Raw genomic sequence first — 13,019 nt, forward strand, 5'->3', positions numbered from 1 at the left:
CAAAAAGCAAAAAACATGTACCTGATATTTGATACCGAGACCACTGGATTACCCAAGAATTACAATGCTCCTCTTGAGGATTTAGATAACTGGCCACGATTGGTGCAATTAGCCTGGCAGGTACACGCAAATGACGGCTCACTCATTAGTGATAAGAATTACATTATCAAGCCAGAAGGGTATACTATCCCATTCAACGCTCAGAAAATTCATGGTATCTCAACTAAACGCGCTGAAGAGGAAGGACACGATCTCAATGAAGTTCTAAGCAACTTCTCAGAAGATCTGAAAACCATCAAAGCAGTGATTGGTCATAATGTTGAGTTTGATCTCAACATTGTTGGTGCAGAATACCTGAGGAAAGAACGGACCAATGATCTTTCTGCAGTTGACTCGATTGACACCAAGGACGAATCAACCGATTTTGTGGCTATTCCAGGTCGAGGTGGTAAATTCAAGTGGCCTACGCTGACGGAGCTACATACCAAATTGTTTGGTGTTGGTTTCGATGATGCTCATGACGCTGCATATGATGTGGATGCCACGGCTAAGTGTTTCTTCGGACTCTTGACCGAAGGAGTAATCACTCCCCTCGATGATACAGCCAAAGAGAACATCAAATACGAGGCACCCGATTTAGCAGCTGCTAATTTTGCGGTCAAGGACGATAATAAAGGCGTTGGCATAGATGTCGAGGCGGCCAAAAGCATCACCTCCCCTTTCTGTCATCTACACGTTCACTCGCAATTCTCAGTACTGCAAGCAACGCCCAAAATAAAGAATCTAATAGCCAAGGCAAAAGAACTCAACATGCCCGCTGTAGGCCTTACCGACCTGGGTAATATGTATGCCGGTTATCAGTTTGTTCAAGGGGCACTCAAAGAAGGTATCAAACCTATTTTGGGTTGCGAATTCTTTATTTCGGAAGATCGAAAAACGACCAAATTCACCAAGGACAATCCGGACCGAATGACTCAAATTGTGCTAATGGCCAAAAACAAAAATGGCTATCACAATCTGGCCAAGCTCTGCTCTTTGGGTCATATGGAGGGGCTTTATGGCTTTTATCCTAGAATTGACAAGGATCTAATTGTAGAATACAAAAAAGACTTGATTTGTTTAACAGGAGGACTGCGTTGTGAAGTACCATCGCTTGCTTTAAACCAGGGAGAAGAAAAAGCAGAAGAGGCGCTCTTGTGGTGGAAAGAGCAGTTTGGAGAAGATCTTTATATTGAACTTAACCGACATCAACTGGCTGAAGAGGATCACCTGAATGAAATACTTCTCGAGTTTTCTAAAAAGCACAGCATTAAGGCGCTTGCCTCTAACCATGTGTACTATCTGGACCAAAAGGAATCTAAAGCGCATGACGTATTGCTTTGTATTAAGGATGGCAAAAGTATCAATGACGAAGTAGGCAGAGGTCGTGCCTATCGAGACGCCTTGCCAAACGATCAATATTATTTCAAATCTCAGGAGGAGATGAAAGCTCTATTTGCTGACGTACCAGAAGCCATTGAGAATATTCAGGTGTTGATTGATTCCGTCGAAGAGTACAAGCTTTCAAGAGACGTCTTGCTTCCAGCATTTGATATCCCAGCTGAATTCAAAGACACTAAAGACGAAGAAGATGGTGGCAAACGCGGTGAAAATAATTTCCTTCGTCACCTTACCTATGAAGGTGCTAAGAAACGGTACGAAGAAATCACTTCTGAGATTGACGAAAGGCTGGATTTTGAGTTGAAAACAATCGAAAACACAGGATATCCAGGGTACTTTCTCATTGTCCAGGATTTTACAACTGCTGCCAGAGAAATGGGAGTGTCTGTTGGTCCGGGTCGGGGATCGGCAGCGGGATCGGCAGTCGCCTATTGCATTGGGATCACCAATGTCGACCCGATAGCCTATGACCTTCTATTTGAGCGTTTCCTGAATCCAGATCGTGTATCCCTTCCTGATATTGATATTGACTTCGACGACGAAGGTCGTGACAAAGTAATTCAGTACGTCATAGACAAATATGGCAAAACACAGGTGGCACAAATCATTACCTACGGCACCATGGCCGCCAAATCCTCAATCAGAGATTCGGGTCGTGTGATGGAATTGCCTTTACCAGAAACCGATTCAATAGCCAAACTAATCCCCGAAAGACCAGGCATCAGTTTGGAGAAGGCCTTCAAAGAAGTCAAGGAGCTGCAGGCTATGGAAGCAGGTCATGGTCTGAAGTCGGAAGTCATCCAGCAAGCCAAAGTGCTTGAAGGTTCGGTAAGGAATACTGGCATTCATGCCTGCGGAGTGATCATAACACCAAGCGATATTACCCAACACGTACCTGTAGGCGTGGCCAAAGACTCTGATCTACTAGTAACACAATTTGATAACAGCGTAGTAGAAAACGCCGGCATGCTGAAGATGGACTTTTTGGGTCTAAAAACGCTGTCGATCATAAAAACGGCCTGCTCCAATGTAAAAAAGAGGCACGACATACTAATTATTCCAGACGAAATCCCGCTTGACGACAAAAAGACTTATGAACTGTATCAGCGTGGAGAAACGAATGGAACATTCCAGTTCGAGTCACCCGGTATGCAGAAGCATTTGCGCTCTTTAAAACCTGATAGATTTGAAGATTTAATTGCGATGAACGCCTTGTACCGTCCAGGTCCAATGGAATATATTCCAAACTTTATCGCTCGTAAGCAAGGCACTGAACCCATCGTCTACGACCTCGATGGGATGGAAGAGTATCTTGGTGAAACTTACGGGATTACGGTCTATCAGGAGCAGGTGATGCTCCTCTCCCAGTCCATGGCCGGGTTTACCAAAGGCGAAGCCGATATGCTTCGTAAAGCCATGGGTAAGAAAATTCAGGCACTGCTGGACCAGCTCAAACCAAAGTTCGTCGAAGGCTGTCTCGAAAGAGGCCATGAGGAGACTAAGGTTCAAAAAGTCTGGAAAGATTGGGAGGCTTTTGCTGCCTATGCGTTCAACAAATCACACTCCACCTGTTATTCCGTTGTGGCGTATCACACGGCTTACCTAAAGGCACATTATCCAGCCGAGTTTATGGCCTCAGTGCTCACACACAACCAGAGCAATATTGAGAAGGTCAGCTTCTTTATGGAAGAATGCCGAGTAAGAAAAATACCCGTATTGGGCCCAGATGTCAACGAATCAGGCGTTGACTTTCAGGTAAACGAAGCGGGAGAAATCCGTTTCGGGATGGGAGCCATCAAAGGAGCTGGTGAGGCCGCGGCAATTTCAATCATTGAAGAACGAGAAGAGAATGGCAAGTTCGAAGATTTCTTTGATTTTGTCACCCGAATCAATTTGCGCTCGGTTAACAAAAAAACACTTGAAGCGCTCGCTCAATCTGGTGGATTCGACTGTTTCGAAAGCTATCATAGAAGACAATACCTTATCACCGATGACGGCGAGCCGAGCTTGATCGAGAAGGCCATCAAATATGCCAACAAAATGGAACAGGAAGAGGCAAGTGCTCAAGCTTCCTTGTTTGGAGGGGAATCCGGCGTATCTACTCCAACTCCGACCGTATCAGCCGTGGAGCCATTCACAGAATTGGAGAAACTTCGAATTGAAAAAGAAGTTGTTGGCCTTTATATATCTGGTCATCCGCTAGATCAGTTTAAGTTTGAGATTGATCAGTTTTGTAATACCGCGATTAAAGAACTTAACGGAGATCTTACAGAGCTTCAGAAAAAAGGCAGTATCAAAATCGCTGGACAGGTTTCGGCAGTAGGGCATCGCGTAACCAAGACCGGAAAGCCTTTTGGTACCATTACCTTGGAAGACTTTACCGACTCATTTACCTTTTTCTTATTCTCTGACGACTATGTCAAATTCAAAGAGTATTTCGAAACAGGATGGTTTCTTTACTTTCAATGTGGGGTACAAAATAGATGGAAAGGCGAAGAGCTTGAACTCAAAGTGAAGTCTATGCATCTACTTACCGAGATTCGGGAAGAAAAAACTAAAGGGCTAAACCTTAGAATCAGGCTTCAGGATGTGAATGAAGGATTAATCCAGGAAATAAAAAAACTGACTATTCAATATGCTGGCAGCAGTTTGCTCAAGCTTGACATCGTAGATGAAGAGGAGAATATGCAAGTCAACCTACTTTCTCGAAAGGTGAAAATCGAACCAGATAATGGACTCCTGGACAAACTTGAAGCAATGGATGAAATCCAATACAAGGTAATTGCCTAGTCTCTTAAAACAATGGCCTTTCTAACCTTGTTTCTCGCGTTGAGAGAAAAAACAACTGAAACGGCTGCAAAGCCTACCGAGGCTTTAAATAATGATTTGTGATTATATTTTTTTGATCTGCATCATCGGCCATCTCGCTTATTAGATAAGAAATGCCTCCTAGCACAAAAGATCCTACGGCCGCAGCCAAAGTCACTTTTCCAAGTGTTCTGTTCAGAATGGCCTGATCAAGCTTTGAATTGATATCAAAGCTCTAATTTTAGTATAGATCATGTTTTGAATTGGTAGATTCTTTAGGTTTAGATTGTACTCTGATTCGTTCAGCTTTTCTTAGTTTTTCTCTTGATGTAGTAGCAAACACAATCGATCCGGTGACTAAACTTCCAGCTGCTATAAAAAGGCCATTGCTTGTTCTCTTAATAGAATCGTACTTCTCCTGAGTATCTGCCATTCCAGAGATTGTTGAAAAAAAAGCTCCATGGAGAGCTGCACCGACTGCTGTCCACAAAAGTACTCGAGTGGCCACCCTGTCTCTAAAAGCACTTTCTAATTTTAAGTTTACGGCAGGATTCTCCCAATTATAATTTTCAACAGAAAACCCATTATTCGTCAAAAACTTGGTTCTGGACATGCCATAAGGACTTTCTATTTGCTGCACCTTCAAAATTGTATTTTCTGCCCGTAGCGAGTCTTGTGCATTCGCCTCGAAAAAAAATATACTGAGAAGAAAAAAAAGCAAAAATTGATATAGTTGCTTCATGGATTTAATTTTGCCTTGTTTAATTGTTGTCGTGAGGAAATATATAAACTTTCGATCAATTCATGTCTTTAATTGATAGGCTGGATTTATTAGATTTTGGCAGACGCCTCAACTTTTCTGCCTTTCTCACCTTATTTTTTGCCGATGAAGTGAAAATCACTGAGGTCAGCAGCATCCCGCCTGAAGCTATAAAGAATGTATTTCCGATAGAACTTGCATCATTCCTGCCCTCGTCAGTTTCCACAATGGCTGAGAGCATTTTGAAAAAACTACCCAAAACAAATGCTCCTCCAGCCATCCCTAACATGACGTGACCACTTCTTCTGCTTGCAATAGCCTTTTCAAGATTTAAATCCACAGCCCTATTATCCCAGGTGTAGGCGTGCAAATCAAATCCATTTCTAATCAGATATTTGTTTTTTGAAGGTTTGTATGGGCTCTTCAGGCTGAATTCTCTTTTACTTTCTTCCAGCAGATAGGTTGTATCTAATCGATCTGAAGCTGGAGCCAATCTCCATTTTTCTATTTGTCGAACCTGACGCTTGGATTTATTAGATTTTCCAATCGAAATGAGTCCTGAAGTCATTGAAAGCAAGAAATAGCCCCCCTGACCTTCTTGACCCGAGATAAGTTTTTGAAGAGTCAATATTCCACTTGCACCGGCTATTACTCCAAAAATATTAGCTCCTGTTTGTCTCTTCAGACACGCGTCCAATTGACGATTGAGGTCTTCATTGTTCCAATCATATTCACTGGCCCTAAATCCATTTTTTTTTAGCCACAGGGTTTGGTTACTTGAATATGGATTTTGGTTCTTATTAATTTTCAGAATAGTACCTTCCGCACGAACCGGATTATCATTTTGCCCTTTAAGTACAAAAGAACTGAGCAATATACAAAGGGAGAAAAATAGCTTTAATCTAATGTTCACTTGAGGCCACATTGGTTTTTAATGATGACATAAATACTGCCTCACACCCCCAAAGGTCGAGTTTAAAATTGACTAATTCGGCCTTAGTAATGAGCTGAATCTAACATTTGATTCACATTTTTTTTCTTCTGATTTGGAATCCTTTATTCAATTGAAAACTTAACTTTAACTCTGGCGATTTGATGACACTATGTGGGCCCTTTGGTCTTCTAAAAATTCATTTCATGCGCATTGGACACCATAGCCAATGTACTGAATCGAGCTAGTCAATCAACGTATAGATTAACTGATCAGATGAATTCATTTGATAGGCATAAACAATATTGTCTCCTGCAAACCCAATATGTACTTTGGTATGATCCAATAATGGGTAGACGTAAATATGCAGACCGCTACCAACATCATCTGAAGGCACCCCAAAAGTATTTACTAATTCAGTATAGCCCATATTCTCAGATAAAGACTTTTTGAAGTCGTCAAGAGTCAAGTTTTGTCCCAATTTGCTATCCTCAGAACAGGAAGCGGAAATTACGAAAATGCAAACTAAAAGAGTATGTATTATTTTCATTCTGACTTGTGGTTAATGATTCGCCTCGATATTAATTCAACTCGAAATAAGTAGCAAACCGACTTGGGGTAATTGTCTTAATCTGACAGTTTTACTGAACTGAAACAATCGACAGGTTATTTCCCATAATCAAAGTATAGTTTCTTCTTTCCTTTTTTTGAATACTCAAACCATTCCCCAATCTCTTTTCCGGCCTTGTAACTGCCTGAGTAATTTAATTGACCATCACCATCGTAAAATTCCCAGTAACCCTCTTCAACGCCCTGATTATAATTACCTTTTTGAAATAGCACCCCATTTTCGGTGTATACTTCCCAAGGGCCATCAGGAAGCCCAGCTTGGTACGTCCCACTACTTTTGAGCTCACCATTTTCGTGATATGACAACCAGATTCCTTCGTACAAACCTGAGCGAAAAACTCCCTTTCTTTTTAACTTCCCAGATGCCAGATAAAAAAAAGCACTATCATCTTGCAAACCTTTCCTCCAATTCTCTTCACTTTTCTTATTTCCGTTCTGGAAATAGGAAATCGATAGACCTTGCAACTGATTATTTTCATATCTCTCAATTGCATTCAGATCCCCATTTTGGTAATAGTAGGTCCATTCACCTTGTCTACCCATCTCATTTTTTGCACCTGAAGACTTTAACTGTCCATTGGCATAGAAGGTCGCATACTTTTCTTGAGCAAAACACACAGGAAGCTCAAAAAAGAGAAGGAACAGCACAAGGATGATTGTTGTTTTGTTCATAGCAATAAATACGGTAATCCTGATAAATAGTCGATTAACACTTAAAAACGATCTAATTGAACGCAACGGTTCAAATTATTTCAACCAGTGCTTTATATCCATTCAAAAATATATTAAAATTGGCATTGAGAAATTCATAAAACACAAACTATGATCAACTATAAACAAACTATCAACCTATGCTTTGCTATAGCGTTGACCGTTTTCATTTGTTCTTGCGGAGGTAATTCCAAAAAAGTAGCTGCTGAAATCGAGGCTGAAGCCTTTGAAGAAGCTGAAAACCAACTCATTGAAGAAATTGACAAAGTGGTGCATGATATGCCACCTCCATCAGAGGTTCCTTACCTCTTGCAAGCTACTGGATCGGATTTCAATGGAGATTTGATCAATAGCCTTGACAATGTGGCGAAATATGAAAACTCTACTGATAAAGCGGCAATGAACCTTGGGGCATTCGCAACTGATATAGGATACTTATCATCTTATGATCAAGTACAGGATGCTTTAAAATATATGGAAGCCTGTCAAAAACTAGCTGATCAAATTGGAATTGCATCTGCATTCGAATTGGAGCTAATGGAAAGGTTCGAAAAGAACTTAGGTAACAGAGACTCTTTGGCTAATCTGATCAACTATGCCATGGATGTAGCTGAAGAAAAATTAGAGGCAACAGATAGATTGCAAACAATTGCCTTAGTACTTTCAGGTAGCTATATAGAGGGGCTTTACTTGTCTGTAATGGTTATAGACACTTACCCTGAAGATTTATTGCCCGAGGCAAGCAGGAATCTAATATTAGAACCATTGGTGAAAATCATTATTGATCAAAAAGAGCCATTGAATGACGTTGTTAGGCTTTTAAAGGATTTGAAAAGTGATGAGACCATAGCAGAAGTAGTAGCTGAATTTGACATCTTGAGAGTTCTCTATCAGGAAGATTTAGCTGAAATTGATAAAAAGATTGCTGAGGGTGATCCTAACTTCACTCTTAACCGAGATATGCTAGTTGATATTATTTCTGAAGTAAAAAGAATTAGAAGTGAAATGGTAAAGTAATCTACCATTAGCTCTGACTAAAAAGCATTGAATCCTTTATTCAATGCTTTTTTTATTTATGCCCCAATTTGACCTATATTTATTGATTAGAACCATCTGTAAATTTCGATCTAAACTATGAGTGAACAACTGTTAAAAGCCATTATCCACCTTCTGGCAATAGTGGCTAAGGAGGACGATGTAACTGAAGACGAAAGAAACGCAATTGAAGACTTTTTGCTTGAAAATCTAAGTAAAGACGAGAGCATAAAATATATGCAACTCTTCGATCAAATGACCAGCCATATGTCAGGAGATCGCGAAGTATCATTTGGAGAACAAAAAGAAATTAGCATTCTTTCCAAGCAAGTCAATCAAGAACTCACCCAGCAGCAAAAGATAGTTGTTATTCTCAAAGTTCTAGAAGTGATAATGGCAGATGGTGAAATTTCAGATAGAGAATTGGAACTTCTTCATCTCATTGGTGAGTCATTCAATTTTTCAACCAAAGCTGTAGATCACATTAAGGCTTATGTGATTACAAAAGAGAGATCGCAGCTTGACGCAGAAAACATCCTAATCGTTGACGATAGCACTACCAACGGCTCCACTTCTGCTGCAAAGCATCTAAAACGATCATTTCTATCAGGATATATAGCTTTCTTCCGTCTACCGGCATTGGAAATGTATTTCATGAAATACATGGGAGATTCTGCGCTTACACTAAATGGCATTCCAGTTAGAAAAAATAAGATCATTGTATTTTCAGCTGGAAGTACAATAAGGGGTAGCAAAATTGATCCAATTTACTATAGCGATGTAGTTTCTGCCTATAGGGAAGAAGGAATCGATTCGAAAATATCATTTGTAGCAGAAAATATCGGCTTTACTTTTCCAAATGGACATCAAGGACTTAGAGATATTACAATTGCTGAAAGCTCTGGAAAGCTAATAGGGTTAATGGGCGGAAGTGGGGCTGGAAAGTCAACTCTTCTCAACGTACTAAACGGTAACGAGACACCTTCCCAAGGTACGGTTCGAATTAACGGAATTGATATTAATAAGGAAAGAGGCAAGGTCGAAGGTGTGATTGGCTATGTACCGCAAGATGATCTGCTGATAGAGGAATTAACTGTATCGGAAAACCTCTACTTTGCAGCCAAGCTTTGTTTTGCTGATAAAAACGATGATGAACTTCACCAATTGGTAGATAAAACATTGTCTGCTTTGGGACTCAGCGAAACTAGAAACCTGAAGGTTGGATCTCCTCTTCAAAAAACCATTAGCGGTGGACAAAGGAAAAGAGTCAACATCGGACTAGAATTATTGAGAGAGCCATCCGTTTTGTTTGTAGATGAGCCTACCTCAGGCCTTTCTTCAAGAGATTCAGAAAACATAATGGATCTATTAAAGGAGCTTTCTTTAAGAGGCAAAATGATCTTTGTAGTGATACATCAGCCATCATCAGAGATTTTTAAAATGTTTGATAAGCTGGTTATTCTTGATGTAGGAGGTTATCAAATTTATTACGGCAACCCCGTTGAAGCTGTTATATATTTTAAAAATATTGTTGATTTGATTGACAAAGATGCCGGATCATGTATAGAGTGTGGTAATGTCAATTCTGAGCAAATATTCAATATTATAGAAACTAAAGTAGTCGATGAATATGGCAAGCTTACAGATCAAAGAAAAATATCACCTCAGGACTGGAACGGCTATTTCACTGAACGTGTAAGTATCAAACCAGCTACAGAATCTCCGGACGAACCCGAAAAAACGCTAAAAATTCCAGGAAGAATCAGACAACTAATGATTTTTGCTAGCCGTGATATCGCTTCCAAATTTAGCAACAAGCAATACCTGGCTATCAATTTATTGGAAGCACCATTACTAGCTCTCATTCTTGCCTTTATTATTAGATACGTACCGGAAGGCTCTAACGATTATATATTTAAAGAGAATCCAAACATTCCTGCCTTTTTCTTCATGGCGATCATTGTGTCATTGTTTATGGGACTAACTGTGAGCGCAGAAGAAATATTTAAAGACAGAAAAATACTTAAGCGTGAATCATTTTTGAACCTTAGTAGACTCAGCTATCTGGTATCCAAAATGGTTATTCTTTTTGGGTTGTCTGCCTTGCAGTCTTTATTGTTTGTCCTCATTGGTGATTTCGTATTAGGTATCAATGGTATGACATTCTCCTTTTGGTTGGTAATGTTTAGTGTATCCTGCTTCGCTAATATTATGGGCCTAAATATTTCATCTGCTTTCAATTCTGCAGTCACGATCTATATTCTAATCCCTCTTCTCATAATCCCTCAATTAATATTAAGTGGTGTGGTAGTCAATTTTGATAAGCTCCACCCTCTATTGAGTAACTCCAAAAAAGTGCCGATCATTGGAGAATTGATGGCTTCCAAATGGGGCTACGAAGCGCTTGCCGTGACCCAATTCAAAGACAATGAGTTTGAGGAAAATTTCTTTGAGTATGATCAGACAATTGCAAATTCGGAATTCAAAAGCGTGTATTTCTATTCTGCAATAGAAGCTAATCTCGACTTTGTTCATTCCAACTTCGCTACTGGAGATGTTGAGAAAAAGCAAAAAGTAAAAGAAAAATTGAAGCTTATTCAAAGTGAATTGAGAAAAGAAATGCAGTTGGGAGGTATACCAAATGACAAGTTCAAGTCATTGGAAGACCTGACCCCTGACAAGTTCAATAAGGAAGTTTTCGACGAGACAGAAAAATTCATTAAGATCATGCGTAAAATTTATAATAACCGTCTAAAAAAGGCCTCAGCAAATCGCGATGCGTTAACGAAATCTATGACGGATTCTGAAGAAAAAGCCGAAGCGTTTGCAGAATTAAGAAAAGACAGTGAAAACGAAGCGATCGTGTTTTTTCTCAAAAATAGTACGGCAGAAAACAGACTGCTTGAGACTAAAACGGAGCTTATACAAAAAATATATCCTATTTACAATGTTCCGACACCGCACCATATGCTTGATATCAGATCTCATTTTTATGCTCCAAAGAAACACTTCGTGGGTAACTACTACGACACTTTGTATTTCAACGTGGTGATTATTTGGCTAATGTCTCTATTTCTTGTTATATCATTATATTTTGATTGGTTTAGAAAAGTGGTCAATAGTTTTGGTAAGTAAGCAGGCCGATGTTTTTTATACTATCTAAAATAATCTATTGGCTGGTTATGCCTGTCAGTCTTATTGTCTGGATAGTAATTGCTTCCTTCTTTGTTAAAAATGGGAAGCACAAGCTCTTTCTTCGAGTTTTGGGCCTCGGATTGTTTCTGTTTTTCACTAACCCATTTATTGCTACTTTAGCTATTAATAGCTGGGAACCTGCTCCTATCCCATATAATTCTATAAATGACAAATATATGTATGGAGTGGTATTGTCTGGTATTACAAACCCTGATAGGCCTCCATTCGATCGTATTCAGTTCAACAAAGGGGCAGATAGGATTGTCCATGCTGTTGATCTTTATAAGCGTGGTATAATCAAGAAAATTTTAATTACCGGGGGCTCGGGGATGTTGACATTTGAAGGAAAGAAAGAAAGTCATCAGCTTCAAGATTTTGTTCTTCAAAGTGGCGTCTCTAAAGTGGATGTTTTACTAGAAGATCAAGCTCGAAACACCTATGAAAACGCAAGATTTTCTTCAGCATTGCTAGACTTGCAAACTTCTGAAAGCATTATCCTAATTACCAGTGCCTTTCACATGTATAGAGCGAAAAGGTGTTTTGATAAAATCGGTTTGCATGTCTCTACCTTCCCGACAGATCACTATGGTGGTGAAATTTCCTTTATGCCTGATGAAATCATTATTCCATCCTTGAACGGACTGAAAATTTGGACCATCCTATTCAAGGAATGGCTAGGCGTTGCGGCTTACAAACTCAATGGATACATTTAAGTTACCGCCATTTTTCTAACCAAAACAGAAAAAATACCAGGAAAGAATCTCTTCATGTAAATGCCAAAAACTTCCTTGAATCCGCCTATATAGCTTTCTTCCTTCTGTGCCGCAACACTTTTGAGTAATCTTTTTACTAACTGATCTACGGTTAATCCGGCAGCTTGTGCTTTATCCAAAGTGTTTTGCTTAGAGCCATCACCCATTAAAGCATTATACGATATTTTGGTATTTACATAACCGGGTAAGATGAGGGTGACCTTTATTCCATCATCATAATGTTCTGATCTGAGTGCATCGTAGAAACCGTGAACGGCATGCTTGGATGCTGAGTAGCCTGATCGCAGAGGCGTACTAATGATACCCACAGCACTGGTAACCGCTACATGGTGTCCGTAGCCTCTTTTTATCATACCAGGCAGCAAATATTTAGAAAGAGCAATGGTGCCAAAATAATTTACCTCCATGATCTGTCTTTGGACTTCCATAGAGGTGTTTATCACCTTATCACGCTGACTAATGCCTCCATTATTAAACAGGATATCAACACCTCCAAATAAGGTCTCAGCAGTCTTTGCTTTATCTTCCAAAGTTGGTCCGTTTGCTAAATCCAGAGGCAGTACCTCGATACTAGCAGTATTTTGATTATCGTCTTTTACCCTGGTGAGTTGCTCCTCCCTTCGGGCCGAAATGATCAAATTACATTTCACTTGACTCAAACATTTCACCAGACCTTCACCTATTCCACTTGAGGCGCCGGTTATCCAAATTGTTTTATTTTCAAAATACTTCATCT

The 13,019-nt window shown here is 39.8% G+C and carries 9 protein-coding genes; 4 read left to right on the forward strand and 5 right to left on the reverse strand.

Features of this window, described 5'->3' with window-relative positions; genetic code table 11:
- Positions 1-15: 15 nt before the first annotated feature.
- A complete protein-coding gene (gene dnaE, locus ABJD64_RS05790) occupies positions 16-4,230 on the forward strand; it encodes a DNA polymerase III subunit alpha (RefSeq protein WP_348179676.1) in 4,215 nt (1,404 codons plus the stop codon).
- Between the two features lie 259 nt (positions 4,231-4,489).
- Here dnaE and ABJD64_RS05795 read toward each other — a convergent pair whose 3' ends face one another.
- The 4 genes from ABJD64_RS05795 to ABJD64_RS05810 all read right to left on the reverse strand — a co-directional run bounded on the left by ABJD64_RS05795 (position 4,490) and on the right by ABJD64_RS05810 (position 7,241).
- The gene (locus ABJD64_RS05795) at positions 4,490-4,990 is read right to left on the reverse strand and encodes a hypothetical protein (protein ID WP_348179677.1); all 501 of its coding nucleotides are present in this window, start codon (positions 4,988-4,990) and stop codon (positions 4,490-4,492) included.
- Positions 4,991-5,045: 55 nt separating this feature from the next.
- Positions 5,046-5,921 carry a hypothetical protein gene (locus tag ABJD64_RS05800; protein ID WP_348179678.1) on the reverse strand — a complete coding sequence of 292 codons (876 nt, stop codon included), beginning with the start codon at positions 5,919-5,921 and terminating at the stop codon, positions 5,046-5,048.
- Between the two features lie 262 nt (positions 5,922-6,183).
- Positions 6,184-6,489, reverse strand: a complete 306-nt coding sequence (locus ABJD64_RS05805) for a hypothetical protein (protein ID WP_348179679.1) — start codon at positions 6,487-6,489, stop codon at positions 6,184-6,186.
- A gap of 116 nt (positions 6,490-6,605) precedes the next feature.
- On the reverse strand, positions 6,606-7,241 hold the full coding sequence (locus ABJD64_RS05810) for a toxin-antitoxin system YwqK family antitoxin (protein ID WP_348179680.1): 636 nt from the start codon (positions 7,239-7,241) through the stop codon (positions 6,606-6,608).
- Positions 7,242-7,391: 150 nt separating this feature from the next.
- Between ABJD64_RS05810 and ABJD64_RS05815 the strand changes: the two genes are divergently transcribed.
- The 3 genes from ABJD64_RS05815 (at position 7,392) to ABJD64_RS05825 (ending at position 12,223) form a co-directional block, all read left to right on the forward strand.
- On the forward strand, positions 7,392-8,297 hold the full coding sequence (locus tag ABJD64_RS05815; RefSeq protein WP_348179681.1) for a hypothetical protein: 906 nt from the start codon (positions 7,392-7,394) through the stop codon (positions 8,295-8,297).
- A gap of 117 nt (positions 8,298-8,414) precedes the next feature.
- Positions 8,415-11,450: an ATP-binding cassette domain-containing protein gene (locus ABJD64_RS05820; RefSeq protein WP_348179682.1), complete on the forward strand. Its 3,036-nt coding sequence runs from the start codon at positions 8,415-8,417 to the stop codon at positions 11,448-11,450.
- A gap of 8 nt (positions 11,451-11,458) precedes the next feature.
- Entirely contained in the window at positions 11,459-12,223 is a 765-nt protein-coding gene (locus ABJD64_RS05825) for a YdcF family protein (RefSeq protein ID WP_348179683.1), read from the forward strand.
- Here the strand turns inward: ABJD64_RS05825 and ABJD64_RS05830 are convergent.
- Positions 12,220-13,017 (reverse strand): SDR family NAD(P)-dependent oxidoreductase, encoded by a 798-nt coding sequence (locus tag ABJD64_RS05830; protein ID WP_348179684.1) that lies wholly within the window; start codon positions 13,015-13,017, stop codon positions 12,220-12,222. The two genes, ABJD64_RS05825 and ABJD64_RS05830, sit on opposite strands and share 4 nt — an antisense overlap.
- Between the last annotated feature and the right edge of the window lie 2 nt (positions 13,018-13,019).

This window comes from Reichenbachiella sp. (assembly GCF_039944555.1).
GTDB lineage: Bacteria > Bacteroidota > Bacteroidia > Cytophagales > Cyclobacteriaceae > Reichenbachiella.

What these genes read in the sequence shown, in the direction of transcription:
- ABJD64_RS05810 (WP_348179680.1), bottom strand. Translation starts at nt 7,241, where the DNA reads ATGAACAAAACAACAATCATCCTTGTGCTGTTCCTTCTCTTTTTTGAG.
- ABJD64_RS05805 (WP_348179679.1), bottom strand. Translation starts at nt 6,489, where the DNA reads ATGAAAATAATACATACTCTTTTAGTTTGCATTTTCGTAATTTCCGCT.
- ABJD64_RS05825 (WP_348179683.1), top strand. Translation starts at nt 11,459, where the DNA reads ATGTTTTTTATACTATCTAAAATAATCTATTGGCTGGTTATGCCTGTC.
- dnaE (WP_348179676.1), top strand. Translation starts at nt 16, where the DNA reads ATGTACCTGATATTTGATACCGAGACCACTGGATTACCCAAGAATTAC.
- ABJD64_RS05830 (WP_348179684.1), bottom strand. Translation starts at nt 13,017, where the DNA reads ATGAAGTATTTTGAAAATAAAACAATTTGGATAACCGGCGCCTCAAGT.
- ABJD64_RS05815 (WP_348179681.1), top strand. Translation starts at nt 7,392, where the DNA reads ATGATCAACTATAAACAAACTATCAACCTATGCTTTGCTATAGCGTTG.
- ABJD64_RS05795 (WP_348179677.1), bottom strand. Translation starts at nt 4,990, where the DNA reads ATGAAGCAACTATATCAATTTTTGCTTTTTTTTCTTCTCAGTATATTT.
- ABJD64_RS05820 (WP_348179682.1), top strand. Translation starts at nt 8,415, where the DNA reads ATGAGTGAACAACTGTTAAAAGCCATTATCCACCTTCTGGCAATAGTG.